The organism is Janthinobacterium sp. BCJ23 (genome assembly GCF_059617945.1).
In genome coordinates this window covers 87,070-105,151 of the sequence record NZ_JCAQAW010000005.1, presented here as the reverse complement: position 1 = coordinate 105,151, position 18,082 = coordinate 87,070, and the positions used below count along the sequence as shown (strand labels likewise).

18 protein-coding genes are annotated in these 18,082 nt (G+C 65.4%); 15 read left to right on the top strand and 3 right to left on the bottom strand.

Features of this window, described 5'->3' with window-relative positions; all coding sequences use genetic code 11:
• Nucleotides 1–147: 147 nt before the first annotated feature.
• Nucleotides 148–1,089, bottom strand: coding sequence for a LysR substrate-binding domain-containing protein (locus AC54AG_RS17405; RefSeq protein WP_034752970.1), 942 nt, complete (start codon nt 1,087–1,089; stop codon nt 148–150).
• Nucleotides 1,090–1,227: 138 nt separating this feature from the next.
• Between AC54AG_RS17405 and AC54AG_RS17400 the strand changes: the two genes are divergently transcribed.
• Nucleotides 1,228–2,454, top strand: a complete 1,227-nt coding sequence (locus tag AC54AG_RS17400) for an HD-GYP domain-containing protein (RefSeq protein ID WP_034752972.1) — start codon at nt 1,228–1,230, stop codon at nt 2,452–2,454.
• Here AC54AG_RS17400 and AC54AG_RS17395 read toward each other — a convergent pair.
• The gene (locus AC54AG_RS17395) at nt 2,451–3,497 is read right to left on the bottom strand and encodes a GGDEF domain-containing protein (RefSeq protein WP_496631071.1); all 1,047 of its coding nucleotides are present in this window, start codon (nt 3,495–3,497) and stop codon (nt 2,451–2,453) included. The two genes, AC54AG_RS17400 and AC54AG_RS17395, sit on opposite strands and share 4 nt — an antisense overlap.
• Before the next feature lie 481 nt (nt 3,498–3,978).
• On the opposite strand from AC54AG_RS17395, the gene AC54AG_RS17390 reads away from it, so the two are divergent.
• The 14 genes from AC54AG_RS17390 to AC54AG_RS17325 all read left to right on the top strand — a co-directional run bounded on the left by AC54AG_RS17390 (nt 3,979) and on the right by AC54AG_RS17325 (nt 16,991).
• A complete protein-coding gene (locus AC54AG_RS17390) occupies nt 3,979–4,161 on the top strand; it encodes a Flp family type IVb pilin (protein WP_034752975.1) in 183 nt (60 codons plus the stop codon).
• Between the two features lie 53 nt (nt 4,162–4,214).
• Nucleotides 4,215–4,748, top strand: a complete 534-nt coding sequence (locus AC54AG_RS17385; RefSeq protein WP_496631070.1) for an A24 family peptidase — start codon at nt 4,215–4,217, stop codon at nt 4,746–4,748.
• Between the two features lie 93 nt (nt 4,749–4,841).
• Nucleotides 4,842–6,215, top strand: coding sequence for an ATP-binding protein (locus AC54AG_RS17380; RefSeq protein ID WP_072455856.1), 1,374 nt, complete (start codon nt 4,842–4,844; stop codon nt 6,213–6,215).
• The gene (cpaB, locus tag AC54AG_RS17375; RefSeq protein WP_034752978.1) at nt 6,212–7,072 is read left to right on the top strand and encodes a Flp pilus assembly protein CpaB; all 861 of its coding nucleotides are present in this window, start codon (nt 6,212–6,214) and stop codon (nt 7,070–7,072) included. Before AC54AG_RS17380 ends, cpaB begins: the two co-directional genes overlap by 4 nt.
• 18 nt (nt 7,073–7,090) lie before the next feature.
• The gene (locus AC54AG_RS17370) at nt 7,091–8,521 is read left to right on the top strand and encodes a type II and III secretion system protein family protein (protein WP_496631068.1); all 1,431 of its coding nucleotides are present in this window, start codon (nt 7,091–7,093) and stop codon (nt 8,519–8,521) included.
• A 16-nt stretch (nt 8,522–8,537) separates the two neighbouring features.
• Complete coding sequence (locus AC54AG_RS17365; protein ID WP_319992076.1) at nt 8,538–8,840, top strand: hypothetical protein; 303 nt, start codon at nt 8,538–8,540, stop codon at nt 8,838–8,840.
• Complete coding sequence (locus AC54AG_RS17360) at nt 8,830–10,257, top strand: pilus assembly protein TadG-related protein (protein ID WP_496631067.1); 1,428 nt, start codon at nt 8,830–8,832, stop codon at nt 10,255–10,257. Before AC54AG_RS17365 ends, AC54AG_RS17360 begins: the two co-directional genes overlap by 11 nt.
• Complete coding sequence (locus tag AC54AG_RS17355; protein ID WP_070304501.1) at nt 10,254–10,736, top strand: TadE/TadG family type IV pilus assembly protein; 483 nt, start codon at nt 10,254–10,256, stop codon at nt 10,734–10,736. Before AC54AG_RS17360 ends, AC54AG_RS17355 begins: the two co-directional genes overlap by 4 nt.
• Nucleotides 10,726–11,334, top strand: a complete 609-nt coding sequence (locus AC54AG_RS17350; RefSeq protein ID WP_496631065.1) for a TadE/TadG family type IV pilus assembly protein — start codon at nt 10,726–10,728, stop codon at nt 11,332–11,334. The genes AC54AG_RS17355 and AC54AG_RS17350 overlap by 11 nt, the downstream gene beginning before the upstream one ends.
• A 55-nt stretch (nt 11,335–11,389) precedes the next feature.
• The gene (locus AC54AG_RS17345; protein WP_034752983.1) at nt 11,390–12,559 is read left to right on the top strand and encodes a CpaE/TadZ family protein; all 1,170 of its coding nucleotides are present in this window, start codon (nt 11,390–11,392) and stop codon (nt 12,557–12,559) included.
• A 57-nt stretch (nt 12,560–12,616) separates the two neighbouring features.
• Complete coding sequence (locus AC54AG_RS17340) at nt 12,617–13,963, top strand: TadA family conjugal transfer-associated ATPase (protein WP_080698639.1); 1,347 nt, start codon at nt 12,617–12,619, stop codon at nt 13,961–13,963.
• 10 nt (nt 13,964–13,973) lie between these two features.
• On the top strand, nt 13,974–14,951 hold the full coding sequence (locus AC54AG_RS17335) for a type II secretion system F family protein (RefSeq protein WP_496631063.1): 978 nt from the start codon (nt 13,974–13,976) through the stop codon (nt 14,949–14,951).
• A gap of 13 nt (nt 14,952–14,964) precedes the next feature.
• The gene (locus AC54AG_RS17330) at nt 14,965–15,903 is read left to right on the top strand and encodes a type II secretion system F family protein (RefSeq protein WP_034752990.1); all 939 of its coding nucleotides are present in this window, start codon (nt 14,965–14,967) and stop codon (nt 15,901–15,903) included.
• Between the two features lie 11 nt (nt 15,904–15,914).
• The gene (locus AC54AG_RS17325) at nt 15,915–16,991 is read left to right on the top strand and encodes a LytR C-terminal domain-containing protein (protein WP_496631061.1); all 1,077 of its coding nucleotides are present in this window, start codon (nt 15,915–15,917) and stop codon (nt 16,989–16,991) included.
• Between the two features lie 64 nt (nt 16,992–17,055).
• On the opposite strand, the gene AC54AG_RS17320 is transcribed toward AC54AG_RS17325, so the two are convergent.
• Nucleotides 17,056–18,048 (bottom strand): EDSAP-1 family PEP-CTERM protein, encoded by a 993-nt coding sequence (locus AC54AG_RS17320; RefSeq protein ID WP_072455836.1) that lies wholly within the window; start codon nt 18,046–18,048, stop codon nt 17,056–17,058.
• Nucleotides 18,049–18,082 lie beyond the last annotated feature (34 nt).

The window sequence follows — 18,082 nt, the reverse complement described above, 5'->3', positions numbered from 1 at the left end:
GCCCGGTAAGGCGCGCGCTGTGCAGACGGGATGGCCGCGTGTGGGCGGCACATAACTATTTTAAATTTAAAATAGTTAATGTGGTCAGTGTAGAACGAGTGGGGGAGAGGGGCAAATATGGTTTGCCGATGGGGGTATAAGAAATACTTATGCCATGGGCGAGAGCACATGCGCCCCCACCCAGCGCCCGCTACCGCACAGCTCGGCGGCCACTTGCAGCACGAGGTTTTTCACGGCGTTGCCCGCATTCGTCAGGGGAATGTTTTTCGAGGCGCACAGGGCGACCGTGCGCGACAGGACGGGGCTGTGGATGGCGTAGCTGCGCATGGCGCCGCTGTCGAGTTCGGCCAGCAGGGGCGCGGCTGGCAGGATGGTGGCGCCCATGCCGGCCAGGATGGCTGATTTCAGGATGGCGATCGAGTTGATCTCGATCACGTTCGCCGTCTCGAGGCCCAGTTCGCGGGCGCGGCTGTCGATGCGCGGGCGCACGCCATGCTGCAGGCCCGGCAGGATCAGGGTGGCGCTCAACGCCTGCGGGAACGACAGCGCCGAGCCCGCGGGCGCGAACGGTGAATCGCTGCGGCAGATGAAACGCATCTCTTCTTCCACCAGGGGACTGCAGGCAAACGGGGTCAGCTGGCCATCGTCGAACAGCACGGCCAGGTTGATGCGTCCCGATTTGAGCTGTTCATTGAGGTTGCCCGTGATTTCTTCCGTCAGTTGCAGGGTGATTTCAGGGTAGCGTTCGCGCGCGGCCAGCAGCAGAGGCAGGGCCAGCGCGCCCGATATGCTGTGCGGCAAGCCCAGGGTGACGTTGCCGGACGGTCGCGTGGCGCTTTGCGTGACGGCCGAGCGGGCGTCGGCCACCTGTTTCAAAATCGCTTGCGCATGTTCGTAAAACACCTTGCCCGCGTCCGTACTGAGTACGCCCTGCGCCGAGCGGTGCAGCAGCTGCACGCCCAGTTCCTCTTCCAGCTGGCGCAGCTGCTGCGTCAGGGCCGGCTGCGCCACGTGCAGGATCAGGGCCGCGCGCGACAGCGAGCCGTGGTCGACGATGGCAACAAAGTAGCGTAATTGGCGCAGTTCCATGGGTCCCAAAAAGCGGTGCGTTGAGCGGAAAAGCAGCATATTGCGCCGCAGCGCCGAACGCGGCCAGCAGAATAACAATTTTGTTATACTCATTCTAACGCCTTCGGTGTTCCAGCCGCGTATTTGTGGGATGACAGCATGCTCAAGAAAGTTGATTCGTCTCAATTAAAAGTGGGCATGTACATTCATGACCTCAGCTGCGACTGGATGACGCATCCATTCGTGCGCAACCGTTTCCTGTTGCGCAGCGACGATGAAATCCGCAAGATCGTGCAGGCCGGCATCCACGACGTGGTGATCGACAGCGGCAAGGGCCTCGACGTGCAGGACGCGCCCACGGTGGCGCAGGCGCAGGCTGACACGGAACGCGAACTGGTGCAGATCGCCACGCCGCCGCAAGTGGTCACGCGCGTGTCGCTGGGCATGGAACTGGCGCGCGCCACGCAGGTGCGGCGGCAGGCGGCCAGCCTGGTGCGCACGGTGATGGCTGATGTGCGCCTGGGCAAGGCGGTCGAGCTCGACCGCGTGCAGCACACGGTGCAGGATATTACCGAATCGATCCTGCGCAATCCCGGCGCCCTCGTCGGCTTGTTGCGCATCAAGAGCAAGGATGACTACACCTTCCTGCATTCCGTCAGCGTGTGCGCGCTGCTGGTGGCGTTTTGCCGCTCGCGCGGCATCGATGCGGCCACCACGCACCAGGCCGGTCTCGGCGGCTTGCTGCACGACACGGGCAAGGCGCTGGTGCCCGATAGCGTGCTGAACAAGCCGGGCCCCCTGAGCTCGGAAGAGTTTATCCAGATCAAGCGCCATCCGCGCGACGGCTATGACATCCTGCGCCAGTCGCCCGAGGTGGGCGCCATTCCCCTCGACATTACCTTGCACCATCACGAACGGCGCGACGGCAGCGGCTACCCGGACCAGCTGGCTGGCGACGCCATCAGCGAGCTGGCGCAGATGGCCGCCATCGTCGACGTGTATGACGCGCTGACGTCGGACCGCAGCTATCACAAGGGTATTCCCGCCGCCGAAGCCTTGCGCAAGATCTATGAGTGGAGCAAATTCCACTTCAATCCCGTGTTCGCGCAGGATTTCATGCGCTGCGTGGGAATTTATCCGGTGGGCACCATGGTGATGCTGGAATCGGGCCGCCTGGCCGTCGTCATCGAGGCGCACGAAAGCAATCTGCTGGCGCCAAAGGTCAATGTGTTTTTCAGTACGAAGAGCAAGACCTACATCAAGCCGGAAACGGTCGATCTGTCGCGCGGCTTCGGCTTCGGCGGCGCCGACAAGATCGTCGGCCATGAGTCGGCCGCCAAGTGGCAAGTCGATCCCATGCGTTTTCTTTCCCTTGCAGACGCTTAGAAAAACTCTGCCGTATCGTTCGAGGTAATGGTTGTCAGCAAGCCTTTTGCCACCAGTTCGTCGTAGTGGCACGCCAGATTGCGGCCATGGCTCTTGGCGTAATACAAGGCCTGGTCGGCGCGGCCGAGGATGATGACGGGCGCTTCGTAGGCGTTGATGCTGACGAAGCCCACGCTGACGGTCACTCTGCCCACTTGCGGGAAGTCGTGCGCTTCGACATTGGTGCGGAAGCGGTCGATGATTTTCTGTGCATTTTCCAGGGTGATCGAGCGCAGCAGCACGACGAATTCCTCGCCGCCGAAGCGGAAGATGCGGTCTTGCGAGCGGAACGACGATTGCAGCTGGTTGGCGATCAGGATCAGCACTTCATCGCCATACAGGTGGCCAAATTTATCGTTGACCAGCTTGAAATGATCGACGTCGATCACGGCCAGCCATTGCCGTTCGGTGTCCGTATGGTGGCGCCGCTCTTCATCGACGGGACGCGGCTTTTCCGCTTCCGGTTCGCCGCGGCTGTGCAGGATTTTCGCCAGCTGGTCGTCGAAGGTCTTGCGGTTCAACAAGCCGGTGAGCGAATCGCGTTCGCTGTAGTCGAGCAGGTTCTGGAAATTGCGGTACACGCTGACGATGCCGCCGATCACCTGGATGGTGGCGCCCGTATACGGCGTGGGATTGGTGATTTCCAGGCAGGTGGTGACCTGGTCGCTGATCCAGATGGGCAGCCACAGCAGGTGGCGGCCGTCCGCGCACAGAGTGTCGGCGCTCGCTTCATGGCGCTTGATGCAGGCGGCCAGAGCCGGGTAGTCGGACAGCGGTTCGCCTGGCAGGGTCGGGTCGTTATGCTCTTCCATGCGGGCTACGCTGCCCGCCACGATGATGGCCCGCGACCGCACGAACACCTGGCCACGCACGGTGGTCAGCGCCAACACACGGGTCTGCGACGCGGCAGCGAGTTCCTGGACCGCCGAGATCACGGAGATGTCGAGCATCGTGTGGTCGCGGTGCCCGGTCATGTCCACCATGTGTTTCAGTAGGGAATCCATTGTCGATCTCTGGAAAGTGGTCACACAAGTGTCGTCATACCAGCATTGCATCAAGCAAGAGCATGTTCGCGTCCGTCTACAAGAAGCCAAGATTTATTTGGTGGCATGACGCTCTGTACCGCCGGGCGAGAGGCCTTTCCAAAGAAGAGCTAAGCAGGATAATGTCTTTTTGCCTAATAGGCAATTAACGTATGCAATATTTCATGTAAATACATGAGATTCATGCACTGCATTGCAAAAAACTTGCCCTGACGCAGGCTTTCAATCCGGATCGCAACATTTGTTTGCGCCAGCCGCCATTTCACCAGAGTTTGATAATTTCCATGTGGAAACTTGTGGCGCGTCAATTTGCCAAAACGTGGACGCTTTATAGTCAATGTAATGGCGCAGAAATTTACGGCAGGAAACATATTAGCAGGAAAGGACAATGTTTCCCACCCGATTGCGCCAGGGACTTGTGATTCACTTTTGGGAGCTTGTCATGCATACCTTCCTGTCGGCAGTACAGCAGTTTGTCAAGGATGAGGATGGCATTACGGCAATCGAATACGGCCTGATCGCGGCGTTGATGGCTACCGCCATCACGGCCGGTTTCTTGCTGATCAAGACCAACTTGCTGGCCGTCCTCACCGATATTTCGTCGAATCTGGTGTTGACGCCCTAAGCGGGTGCCCGCCGCTGGCCGGCCAGTGGCGGTTTTTTTTCGGGAGGTGTGCCATGCCTGCAACTGCCTTGTGCGACCTGCTGCTGCTGTGCTTTGTGACGGGGGCCGCCGTCAGTGATTTGATCCAACGCAAGATTCCGAATTGGCTGGTGCTGGCGGGCATGCTCGCCGCGCTGGCGCTGCATTTGTGGCTGTGGCCGCACCGCGTGCCGCAACTGGTGCTGGGCGGCATGGCAACGGGGTTCTTCCTCTTTTTACCCTTGTATGTGCTGCGCGGCATGGCCGCCGGCGACGTCAAGCTGATCGCCATGGTGGGCGCCTTTGCCGGTCCCTGGCCCGTGCTGCAGATCTGTTTTGCCACATTTGTCCTGGGCGGCGTGATGGCCGTGCTGATGATCACCTGGCAGGGCAAGTGGCGCGTTTGCCTCGGCAATCTGCGTCAGCTGATGTGGCCGATGATCGCGCGCATGGCCGGCATTCCGCCGGCGCCAAGCGCGCTGGGCAGCGGCGCCAGCGTGGGCAACATGCCGTACGGACTGGCCGTTGCCCTGGGCTGCCTGGTGGTGCAAGGGCGGAATTATTTCTGATTGGTATTCATTGCTCTGAATCAATGGACGCCAGTTCTCGCTCGCTAGAATGAATTCTGTTCAATGCAGTCCTAACCGGCTTGGAGACGCAGCATGACCGAGGTCGACTATTCCATGAGCACCGACAGCGTGCCGCGCCCTGCCGACGCGAACCTGATGCCGCCCTTGCCGCCGCAGCCGAAGAGCTTGCGTGAAACGGGACTCGAGCGGCCGCTCGTCGTCGAACTGATCGCCAAGCTGATGTTTGTGGGCGGCAAGACGCACCTGTCCGCGCTGACGACGCGCTTGCGCCTGTCGATCAATATCTTGCGCGAAGTGCTCGATTTCATGGTGACGGAGCAGATGGCCGAAGTGGCCTGGCGCGGCGAATCCGATATCGACGTGCAGTACCAGCTGACGAGCGCCGGCAAGCAGCGCGCCAGCACCTTCCTCGAACGCTGCGCGTATATCGGCGCCGCGCCCGTCACCCTGGAAGCGTACCGCGCCATGGTGGCGCGCCAGTCGTGGCTGGCACAGGAACAGCGCGTCGGCAGCGATGACCTGGCCGCCGTGCTCGGTGGTGCCCATGCGGGGCCGGGCATGCTTGACGTGGTCGGCGCGGCCCTGCATTCGGGGCGCTCGCTGTTGCTGTACGGTCCGCCCGGCAGCGGCAAGTCCACCCTGGCATTGCAGCTGGGACAATTGCTGCACGGCCTCGTCGCCGTGCCCTACGCCATCGTCGTCGGCCACGACATCATCCAGTTGTACGATCCGGCCCAGCACCTGCCGCCCGCGCCGCAGCACGTCAGCCATGCGCGCCAGGCGCTGGAACGCCGCAGCACGGATATTCGCTGGGTGCTGTGCCAGCGTCCCGTGATCCACGTGGGCGCCGAGCTCGACGCCGGCATGCTGGAACTGCGCCATGACGCCAGCGGCGGCTGCTACCAGGCGCCGCCCCATGTGCGGGCGAATAACGGCATGCTGATCATCGACGACCTGGGCCGCCAGCGCCTGGGCGCGCAAGAATTGCTGACACGGCTGATGCAGCCGCTGGCGCGCGGCAGCGATCAGCTGGGCCTGCCCGGCGGCGTGCAGATCAGCGTGCCGTTCGACAATGCCCTCGTGCTGGCCACGAACGTGCCGCCGGGCGAGCTGTTTGACGCCGCCTTGCTGCGCCGCATCGGCTACAAGGTGCAGGTGGGGCCGCTGGCCGAGAACGCCTATCGCGCCCTGTTCCGCCAGCAATGCCGGCTGGCCGGTATGGCCATCGACGAGCTGGTCCTGAACCATCTGCTGCAGCTGCATGGCGCGCAGGGACGGCCCTTGCTGGCCAGCTATCCGCAGGAATTGCTGGCGCGCATGGGCGACTTCGCCGGCTTTGCCGGCTGTGAAGCGCGCCTGACGGTGGCCGCCCTGGAGCAGGCCTGGAGCAGCCTGTTTGCCAGCTGCGACATGCCGGCCGCCAGCCTGTGCGAGCGTATCGCATGAAAAACCGGCGCGCCCTCCTGATGATGGCCCTGGCCGTGGTGCTGGGTCTGCTGGCCGTACTGCTGGCCTCGCACTGGCTGCTGCGCCAGACGCCGGCCGGCAAGGGCAAGATCGTCGTCGCCTCCACCGATGTCAATCTGGGCCAGCGCCTGACACCCGAGATGCTGCGCCTGGCCGAGTGGCCGGCGGAAAGCTTGCCGCAAGGCGCGCTGCAAGATCCGGCAAAACTGGCGGGACGCGTGCTGAAAACCAGCGTGCTGCGCGGCGAACCGCTGAGCGAGGCCAAGCTGGCGCCCGTCGGCACTTTGGGCGGCCTGTCGGCCCTGATCACGGAAGGGCGGCGCGCTATCACCGTGCGCGTCAACGACGTGATCGGCGTGGCCGGCTTCGCCTTGCCGGGCAACTATGTCGACATCATCGTCAGTACCCAGCAAGATGCCGGCGACCGCGCGTTTCCGCAAAGCCGCAACATTTCCAAGATCGTGCTCGAACGCATCCTCGTGCTGGCTGTGGCGCAGGAAGTGGGGCGCGACGAGACCAAGCCGCGCGTGGTCAATGCCGTGACCCTGGAAGTGACGCCGGAACAGGCGGAAAACCTGGACCTGGCGCGCAGCGTGGGCAGCCTGTCGCTGGTGCTGCGCAACCAGGTCGATCCGCAGCCGGGCGTGACGGCGGGCGCCACCAAGCTGACCTTGCTGGGCGGACCGCACGACGCCGAGCCTGCTCCCGTGCCTGCCGCCGCCCCCGTGCTGGCCGTGGCGCCGCGTCCGGTGCGCGTGGCGAAGGCGCCGCCGGAACCACAGCGCCAGTGCAGCACCGTCATCGATGGGACGCGCCAGTCGCGCGAATGTTTTTAGCCAACCATGGACACGCTCATGAACCGCGCCCTGCTGACACTGTGCTGCCTGCTGTTGCCGCTTGCCGGCGCGGCAGCCGATCCTGGCCCCCGCTGCGGCGGCGAAGCGGCGACGCCGGGCAACTTGCAGCTGCAGGTGGGCAAGTCGAGCATGCTGCGCCTGCCCGAGGCGGTGCTGGCCCGCAGCGTCGGCAATCCGGCCATGCTGCAAGCCATGCTGGTCGCGCCCGACACTTTATATGTGGTCGGTGTCGACGTGGGCAGCACGAATATGATCATCCAGGGTAGGAGCGGTGTGTGCAGCGTGGTGAACGTCAGCGTCAGCATGGACCCGTCCGGCCTGCAAACGACCTTGGCAGCCCTGATGCCGGAAGAAAAAGCCATCCGCGTGACAGCCGTGGCCGACACCCTGGTGCTGTCGGGCACGGTGCAGGATGCGGGGGCCGTGCTGCGCGCCACCGAGCTGGCGCACGCGTATGTGCGCCGCGCTACCGCACCGCTGGCGCTGCCCAAGCCCGCCGACGGCGCCGCCATGCCGGCGGCCGCCACGGCGTCCGCTGGCAGCGCAAACAGCCGCATCATCAATATGCTCGACGTCAGCGCGCCGCAGCAGGTGATGCTGGCCGTGCAGATCGCTGAAGTGTCGAAGTCGCTGCTGGAACGCCTGGAAGTGGGCGCCACCTTGCGCTTCGCGTCCGGCAGCTGGGCCACCACCTTGCTGTCGAATTTCTTGAGCGGCACGGCCAATGGCTTGCTCGACGTGCGCAAGTCGAATGGCCAGCAGCTGACCATCGAGGCGCAGAAACAGGATGGCCTGGTGCGCATCCTGGCCGAGCCGACCGTGATGGCGATCAGCGGGCAGGAGGGCAGTTTTCTGGCCGGCGGCAAGATCTTCATTCCTGTCGGCCAGGACAACAACAAGATCACCCTGGAAGAGCGCGAGTATGGCGTCGGCCTGCGTTTTACGCCCACCGTGCTGTCCGGCGGGCGCATCAATCTGAAGGTGGCGCCGGAAGTGTCGGAACTGTCGCGCGAGGGGGTGGGCATTTCCGCCGCCGGCGTCAGTGGACGCTCGATTTTGCCCGTAATTACCACGCGGCGCGCCTCGACCACGGTGCAGCTGTACGACGGCCAGAGCTATGCCATCGGCGGCTTGATCAAGAACAACCAGGTGAGCAACATCACGGGCGTGCCGTGGCTCAGCGAGCTGCCGATCCTCGGCGCGCTGTTTCGCAGCACGGACTTCCAGCATGACCGCACGGAATTGCTGTTCGTCATTACCGCGCATCTCGTGAAACCTTTGCCGGCGGACACCGTGCTGCCGACGGCGCAGCTGGCGCCGCCTTCGCGCACGGACTTGATGTTGCGCGGCAAGATGGAAGGCACCTTGCCGCTGGCGCCGCCGTCCGTGCCGCCACCGCGCGCGGCCAACGGCTTCGAGTTGAAATGAGACGGGGAGACACGCCATGCCGAACTCGCTCCTGATATTGCTGCGGCGCCTGGCCGCGCTGGCCCTGGCCATGCTGCTGGCCGCCTGCGCACACAGCAGCACGCCACAGCTGGATCCGCGCTTCGGCGACGCCGTGCGCCTGGCCATGACGCAGCAGGTGCGCGATCCGGCCAGCGCGGGCAATCGCCAGCCTGCCGACGGCCTGGACGGGCCCAGCGCGCACGCCGTCATGCAGCGCTACCGCGCCTCGTTCGTCGAACCGAACGGCCAGGCGCCGCAGCCGGTGCAGTTCATGCTGGGAGGCGGCAATGGCAAATAGACGCCAGGGCCAGCGCGGGGCGATGCTGATCGCCTTTTCCATCCTGCTCATCCTGGTGCTGGGTTTTATCGGCCTGGCGCTCGACGTGGGCCAGGTCATCGGCCGCAAGACGGAATTGCAGAACCTGGCCGACAACGCGGCGCTGGCGGCGGCTGCGGAACTGGTGGGCACGCCCGAAGGCTTGCTTGCTGCCGTGACGAAGGCCAAGAGCAGCGCGGCCGACAAGAGCGCATGGCGGCGCCGCATGCAGGGCGCCATCCTGTCGGACGCCAGCATCCGCTTCGCCAGCGTGCCCGACGCGCCCGCCAGCGAATGGCATGCGGCGGGCGCTGTGCCCGATGCGGCCACGGCGCTGTTCGTGCGCATCGATACGCAGGCCAATGAGCCGTCGCTGGGGCTGGTGGCGACGGCGTTCCTGGGCGCCTGGTCGCCGGCGCTGCGCACCCTCGACACGGGCGCGCGCGCCGTGGCGGGACGTACCAGTCTGAACCTGACGCCGCTGGCCGTTTGCGCACTGTCGGCCAGCGCGGCCAGTGCGCGCACGAATGCGGCGCTGCTGCCGGCCGTCGAGCTGCTGGAATATGGCTTTCGCCGCGGCGTGGCGTATAACCTGTTGAAACTCAATCCGAACGGCCCGGCGGCCGAACATTTCGTGCTCAATCCCCTGGGCCAGCCGGGTGTGGTGGGACCGTCGCTGCAGGTCGGCGAGACCAGCATGTTGCCGTTTGTGTGCAGCGGCACGGTGCTGTACCCGCGCATCGGCAGCGCGCAAGTGCACGTGCACCGGCCGTTTCCCGCCACCTTGTGGCCGGCCTTCAACGCACGCTTCAACCTGCACGCGGGCAGCGGCTGCCATCCCGTCACGTCGCCGCCCGACACGAATATCCGCGCCTATCCGAATGCGGCCGCGAACTGGTGGATGACGAACACGCCTGACGCGCCAAGCGCCCTGAGCACCGGCAATCCGCTGCTGTCTGTGGCCGATCCGGAATCGAACGCGACGCCGCCCGCCGTCGGCAGTTACGGGCCGCTGTGGTCGTTTGGCAGGGCGGTCAAGTACAGCAGCGTGAAGTCGACCGGCGGCTATCTGCCGTTTGCCACCAGCGACTGGAGCAAGCTGTATCCGGCCCTGCCCGCCGCGCCGGCCGCCAAGTCCGGCTATCCTGCCACGCCGCCATACCAGACGCTGGGATTCCAGACGGCGCCGACCGGCAACACGGGCGTGGCACAGCGGCGTCTGCTGCATGTTCCCTTGCTGGCCTGCCCGCTGCCGGCCGGCAGCGACGTGCTGGCGCAAGTGCGCGGCATCGGCCGCTTCTTCATGACGGCGCCGGCCACCAATGGCGTGCTGAGCGCCGAATTTGACGGCCTGGCGGCCGAGGGCACGCTGATGGGCCCCGTGGAGTTGCTGCAATGAGGCCGCCCTGCCGCGCGCCACGCCGCCAGCATGGTGTCGCCGCCATCGAGCTGGCGCTGATCATGCTGTTTTTCATGGGCCTGTTGCCCTTCGTGCTGCTGTTCGGCCGCGCGCTGCTGGTGTACACGGCCCTGCAGAAAAGTACGCACGATGCGGCGCGCTACCTGGCGACCATGCCGCTGTCGCAGATGGCCAGTATCGGCACGGCGACCCAGGGCGTCGCATTTTCGCGGCAGATGGTGGTCGAGGCGATGGCGGAAAGCTGGCCCACGATGGAGTCCGTCCGGGTCAGCGTGGACTGTACCTATGCCGACGATTCCTACAACTGCGGCAATTACGCGACGCCGCCGCAGCAGGTGCATATCAAGGTGTCGGTGGACATGCCCATCGTCTTTCTGCCCGACCTGACGCGCGCGTGGCTGCCGCAGCTGGCGCCTATCCCCTTGCGTTCCAACGCGACATTGCGCTATGTCAATTAACCTGCGCCTGCACCGCCAGCGCCAGGGCGGCGTTTTTGCCGTCGAATTCGCCATGCTGGCGCTGTTGTTCTTTCTCTTCCTGTTCGCCATGCTGGAATTGGCGCGCGCCGTGTACCTATGGAATATGGTGCACGAGATTACCCGGCGTGCCGCGCGCGGCGCGGCCGTCACCGATTTTAGCAATGCAAGCGCGCTGCAGGCCGTACGCGCGCATGCCGTGCTGCGCGCCGCGCCGGGCGTGCTGCCGCTGGGCGGCGGCATCAGCGACGCGTATGTGCGCATCGATTATCTGTCGCAGTCGAGCAGCGGCGCCGCGCTGGCGGCCGTGCCGGTAACGGTGATGCCGGGTTGCCCGCAGCGTAACCGCATCAATTGCCTGGACGACCCGCATGGCGCCAGCTGCATCCGTTTCGTGCGCGCACGCCTGTGCGTGCCTGGCGACGGCGGGCGTTGCGAGAGCGTGCCATACCGGCCCATCCTGCCGCTGCTGAACGTGATGTTTCCCTCCGGAGCAGGCGCCGTGCGCCTGCCCAACGGCGCCACCATGGCGGTGGCCGAGTCGTTGGGCTATCCGGACAATCCCGGTTTTTGTCCCTGAGCGCCACTTGACGGCGCAGCCGAATGTGTAGACCTGAAAGAAGCGAGGAAGTGCGATGAAAGCCTTGATGATTAGCCGCGACGCCAGCTTGCACGATGAAATTGCCGCGCAGGGGGCGGCCCGCATGCCCGTGCTGCGCCTGCTGGAACGGCGCAGCGGCCTGCGCGACGCCGTCGAGCGCATGCTGCCGGAAGCGCCGGAACTGGTGATCGTCGACGCCAGCGGCATCGACGCCGATGAAGCCGACCTGCTCGAGCGCCTGGCGCGCCAGTATCCGCTGGCCGTGCTGATGCTGCTCACGCGCGGCCAGCAGCAGGATGTGCTCATACGCGCCATGCGCGCCGGCATGCGCGAAGTGCTGCAGCTGCCGCTGGTGCACAAGGCCTTTCACGAGGCGATGGACAGGGTCGATATCCAGGCCGGCGTGACGCAGATGCGCGACGGTAAAGTCCTCGCCTTCATCTCGTGCAAGGGCGGCAGCGGCGCCACCTTCCTGTCGACGAATTTTTCCTACGCGCTGGCCAGCCTGGCCGGCTGCAAGGTGCTGCTGATCGACCTGCACGGCCAGTTCGGCGACGCCACCTTGTACGTGTCGGACCAGAAGCCGGCCATGACCCTGTCCGACATCTGCGCGCAGATCGCGCGCATGGACGGCGCCTTTCTCGCCTCGTGCCTGGTGCACGTGACGCCGAACTTCGGCGTGCTGGCGGCGGCCGACGACCCGTCGCACAAGGTCGACATGCAGCCCGAGCACATGGACCGCATCCTGGCCGTGGCGCGCCAGCACTACGACTACATCGTGCTCGACGTGGGGCGCCAGATCGATGCGCTGTCGCTGCGCGCGCTCGACAACGCCGACGCCATCTATCCAGTGCTGCAGCTGGCCTTGCCCGATATCCGCGACGGGCGCCGCCTGCTTGACATTTTCCGTTCGCTCGGCTATCCGGGCGAGCGCCTGCGCCTGATCGTCAACCGCTATGAGAAGGGCGGGCGCCTGCGCCTGGCGGACCTGGAGCAGGCGCTGGGCGCGGAGGTGGTGCACACGGTGCCCAACGATTACATCGCCGCCACCGATTCCGTCAACCAGGGTATTCCGCTGCTGCAGCTGTCGCGCACCAGCGCCGTGGCGCGCAGCCTGGCCGAACTGGTGGAACTGGTGACGGCGCGCCGCGTGACGGAAAGCCGCGGCCTGTTCGACCGCTTGTTCAGCCGTAGCGAGGCTTGACGCGGTCGCCGATGAACGATGTCAAGGCTCCCGCCGGGAGCCATCATGGGAGCCGAGATGACTTTACGCGAACGCCTGGCGGCGAATGAAACGGTGCGCCCCGCCACGAATGGACAAGGCGCGCTGGCGCTGCACGCCTACCAGGAACTAAAAAAAACCATGCACCAGACGATACTCGACCGTATCGACCTGGAACGGTTAAAACGCCTGACGGCGGAGCAGTTCAAGCACGAGCTGGCGCTGCTGGTGCAGCGCGTGATCGAGGAAGAACGCATCGTGCTGAACCAGCATGAGCGCCATAGCCTGGTGCTCGACATCCAGCACGAGATGCTGGGCTTTGGCCCGCTCGAGCCCTTGCTGGCCGATGCCAGCGTGTCCGACATCCTCGTCAATACCTGCGACAAGGTGTATGTGGAACGGGGCGGGCGGCTGCAGCTGACGGACGTGACCTTCCACGACAATGCGCACCTGATGAAGATCATTGAAAAGATCGTCTCGCGCGTGGGACGGCGGGTCGACGAATCGAGCCCGATGGTCGACGCGCGCCTGCCCGACGGTTCGCGCGTGAACGCCATCATTCCGCCGCTGGCCGTCGACGGACCGATTCTGTCGATCCGGCGCTTTGCCGTGCAGCCTTTAACGATCGCCAACCTGCTCGATTACAAAAGCCTGACGCCGCCCATGGTGCAGGTGCTGCAGGCGCTGGGGCAGGCCAAGGTCAACATCCTGATCTCGGGCGGCACGGGCAGCGGCAAGACGACCCTGCTCAACGTGCTGTCCGGCTTCATCCCCGGCAGCGAGCGCATCGTCACCATCGAGGATGCGGCCGAACTGGCGCTGCGCCAGCCGCACGTGGTGCGCCTGGAAACGCGCCCGCCGAATATCGAGGGCAAGGGCGAAGTGAGCCAGCGCGCGCTGGTGCGCAATGCGCTGCGCATGCGGCCCGACCGCATCATCCTGGGCGAGGTGCGCGGCGCCGAGGCGCTCGACATGCTGCAGGCGATGAACACGGGCCATGAAGGCTCGCTGGCGACCATCCACTCGAACACGGCGCGCGACGCGCTGGCGCGGCTGGAAAACATGGTCGGCATGGCCAACGTGAACCTGACGCCGCGCGCCACGCGCCAGCAGATCTGTTCGGCCGTGACGGTGGTGATGCAAGTGTCGCGCCTGACGGACGGCGCGCGCAAGCTGGTCAGCCTGCAGGAAGTGACGGGCATGGAAGGCGACATCATCGCCATGCATGAAATCTTCCGCTTCGAGCAGACGGGCGTCGATGCCGACGGCAAGGTGCAGGGCCACTTCTGCGCCACGGGCGTGCGGCCGCGCTTTACGGAACGGCTGCGCATGTTCGGCGCGCCCGTGCCAGACAGCGTGTTCGACCCCGATCGCATCTACGAGTAAGGAGGGAACCATGGACCTGGTCTTCTACGGCTTTGCCGTGCTGCTGTTCGCCGCCTGCATCCTGATGGTGGAGGGAGTCTGGCTGTGGTGGTCGGGCACGCATGGCAGCGCGGCGCGGCGCATCAACCGGCGCTTGCGGCTGATGGCGGCGCGCGGCGAGGGGGGCGGCGAGCGGGTCTCCATCCTCAAGCAGCGCCGCTATGCGCGTTCGCCCGGCCTGGAGCGCTTGCTGCGGCGCGCGCCGCAGGCGGCGCGGCTCGATCGTTTGCTGCTGCAATCGGGCTTGTCCTGGTCGGTGGCGCAATTCCTGGGCGGCACCGGCGCCTTGCTGCTGGCGGCCTTGCTGCTGCTGATGGCCTGGTCCATGCCTTTGCCCGGCGCCTTGCTGCTGCTGTCTTGCGCCGTGAGCGCACCGTGTTTGTGCGTGCTGCGCGCGCGCGCGGCGCGGCTGAAAAAGATCGAGGCGCAACTGCCGGAAGCGGCCGATTTCCTGGCCCGCGCGCTGCGCGCCGGGCACTCGTTTTCGAACGTGCTGCAGATGGTCGGCGATGAACTCAATGAGCCGATCAGCGGCGAATTCAAGATGGCGCACGAAGAGATCAATTACGGCGTGCCGATGAACGAGGCGCTGCAAAACCTGGCCGCGCGCATTCCGCTGACGGACTTGCGCTACCTCGTCATCGCCGTGCTGGTGCAGCGCGAATCGGGGGGGAATTTGGCCGAGGTGCTGGTCAGCATCGCGCGCATCATCCGCGCCCGCTTGAAGCTGCTGGGGCAGGTGCGCGTGCTGTCGGCCGAGGGGCGCATGTCGGCCTGGGTGCTGGGGCTGATGCCGGTGGTGATGATCGGCGTCATGGCCCTGGTCAACCCGCAATACATCCGCCTGCTGTGGACCGATCCCAGCGGCATCAAACTGCTATGGTACGCGGCCGGAATGGTGGCGCTGGGCGTGGTCTGGATGCGCAATGTGATCCGTATCCGCATCTAAAACAGGAGGTGCTATGAGCGGTGCACAACTGCTGTTTCTCGTGATCGTCTTTGCCGTGGTGGTGGCGCTGGCCCTGCTGGCGTGGGTGATCTTCTTTCCTGGCACTTTGCGCCAGCGCCTGTTTGGCGCCACGGCGCCGGCCGCCAGCGAAGCGGTGGTGGAAAATGGCTGGGTGGAGCGCGTGGCGCGCGTGGCGCAGCCGTTCAGCAAGCTGTCGCTGCCGGAAGAGGGCTGGGAACGTTCGCCGCTGCGTACGCGCTTCATGAACGCGGGCTGGCGCCAGGCAAGCGCACCGGCCCTGTATTTTGCGGCGAAGACCGTGCTGGCCCTGCTGTTTCCCACCGTGCTGGGGCTGTATGCGGCCAGCGCCATGGCGGCGCAGCTGCGCAGCGTGCTGCTGTTGCTGCTGTGCGTCAGCGCCACCGTCGGCTATTACCTGCCCAACCTGGTGCTGGCCAGCACGGCCAAACGGCGCCAGCGCGACATCTTTGAAAACATCCCCGACGCGCTCGACTTGCTGACCGTGTGCGTGGAAGCGGGCCTGAGCCTGGAGCGCGCGCTGGTGAAGGTGTCGGGCGAAATCCATATCAAGAGCGTGGTGCTGGCGCAGGAATTGCAGCTGGTGCTGATGGAAATGCGCGCCGGCTTTTCCAAGGAAAAGGCGCTGCGTAACCTGGCCCTGCGCAGCGGCGTGGAAGACGTCGACACCCTCGTCGCCATGCTGATCCAATCGGAGCGCTTCGGCACCAGCATGGGCGATTCGCTGCGCGTGCATTCGGAAAACCTGCGCGGCAAGCGCAGCCTGCTGGCCGAAGAGGCGGCAGCGAAGATCGCCCTGAAACTGCTGTTCCCGCTGATCTTTTGCGTCTTTCCCACCCTGATGCTGGTGCTCATGGGGCCGGCCGTGATCGAAGTCTATCGCGTGCTCGTGCCGGCCATGGCCAGCCGCTGAAAGGAACTACCATGCGCTTGACGATTTCCCGCCTGGCCGCCACCTGCGCCTGCCTGGGCCTGGCCGCCTGTACCACGCAGCTGGCCCACCTGCCGGTGGCGGCGTGGTCCGACGCCGATGCCGCCTATGCGGCGGGGCGCCAGCATTTCGTGCGGGGCGACTTGCCTGCGGCGCAAACGGCCTATGAGCAAGCCCTGCGCCATGCGCCGCGCCACGTGAACGCGCGCAACGGCCTGGCCGTGCTGCATGCGCAGCGCGGTGAACACGACGCGGCGATCGCCCATTGGCTGGCCTTGACGCAGGAGGCGGGCATGCCGCAGCCGCGGCAGGCCTATCTGTTCAGCAATCTCGGTCATGCCTATTATTTAAGCGGACGCGATGCGCAAGCGTTGACTGCGCTGGAACAGGCCTGCCTGCTCGACCCGCTCAATGCGCTGGCCTGGCGGCATCTGGCGCAAGTGCTCGAACGGCTGGGGCAGCATGAGCGCGCGGCCGTCATGCGGCGCCAGGCGGCCAGCTTGCAGGAACACGATGTGCGGCGCGACATGGCCTTGTTGCGCGGCGAGGCGCCGCCGAAGCTTGTGCCCGAGCCTGTGCCGGATGCGCCCGCCATGGCGCGCGTGGAGATTACGCAGAGCGATGGCATGGCCCGCCTGCGGCGCGTGCCGGCGGCGGAGCGCAGCCTGCCCGTTAGCGCGTCGTTGCCGGCGGCGTCGGTGCCTGTGGCCGGTGCGCCGCATCCGCGCCTGGAAATTGTGAATGGCAACGGCGTGCCCGGCCTGGCAGCCGCGCTGGCGCGCAGCCTGGCCGGTGCTCCCGTGCAGGTGGTGCGCTTGGCCAATGAAACCAGCTTCCAGGTGGCGCGCACGCGCGTCGAATACCGGCCCGCGCAGGAGCAGGCGGCGCGTCAGCTGGCCCGCCAGCTTGGCGCACAGGTACGTACCCAGGTGCAGATCCAGGCAGCCGACTGCCCCGCCAGCGAGCTGCGCCTGGTGCTGGGGCGTGACCTGAGCGATCCCGCCATGCTGCACCGCTATTATCTGCAGCAATTGCAACTGGCGCGCCGGGCGCTGGCGCGGCTCGGTTAACACATCTCTGCCGGCATAAAAAAGCGGCGCCTTTGCGGGCGCCGCGTGCTTTTCATGCTGCGGATTATTTCGGCTGCCGGCGGCGCGTAAAAGCCAGGGCTGCCAGTCCCGTGCCCAGCAGGAACAAAGTGCCTGGCTCCGGTACTTGCAAGGGTTCGATGACGACGATGTCCGTGCGCGTGGATTTGGAAAAGTTCAAGGTGTAGCTGCCGGCGGGCAGGGCGAAATTCGACGTCAGCGAAAACATCGCAAAGCCATTCGTGAAGGCGCGCCCGGTGGCCGGGTCGTTGGTGCCGGCCGTCATGTTCAGGCTGAAGGGATCGAGGCTGCCGACCGTATGGTTGCCATTGACGTCGCTGCCATTGTTGGCGTCGCCATCGGGCGCGAACTGGAAGATCACGCCATCGGCATTCGCGTTCGACAGGCAGCCCACGGGACTGGAAGTATTGCACGAGATATTGAAGATATCCATGATCGACACGCTCGACTTGTCACCCATCGTCGTCACGCTGGTGCGCAGGTCGCGCCGTCCCATGAAGTTGAAGGTGATGAAGCCAGCGCTCGACAGGGTCAGGTTGACGGAGCCGGTGAGCGTATCGCCTGCCGTGGCCGTGGCGGCGCCGACCGTGTCGCGCTGTGCTTCCGCAACGGCGCGCACGGTGGAGCCGGCGGCCGTGAGCATATTGCCAAAGGCATGCGCGTCGCCACGTGCGAACTCCAGGGTGGAACTGGGGCTGGGTGCGTAGTTATTTTGCGGCAAGCCGCTGCAGCCGCCGCCCGAACATACTTGCAGCACGTCGGCGTTGGCGGCCGGGCCCGTATTGACGGCGCGCGGATTGACGGCCACGCCGCCCTCGAAGAAGGCGCTGTCGCTGGCATTGCGGTTGGCGCCGGCCAGCGACAGCGCGCCAGCGCTGGTGGTGATGCGGAAAGAGTTCAATTCGTTGACGGCCAGGCCGTACGCGCCGGCCTGCGCCTGGCCGCTGGCCAGCAGACTTGCCGCCGCCAGTGCGCCCAGCCAACCCAGGGTCTTGCTTCGTGTGTGATCGACGTTCATCGCAGCCTCTTATCGTAGTCAGTCTCGGAAAATC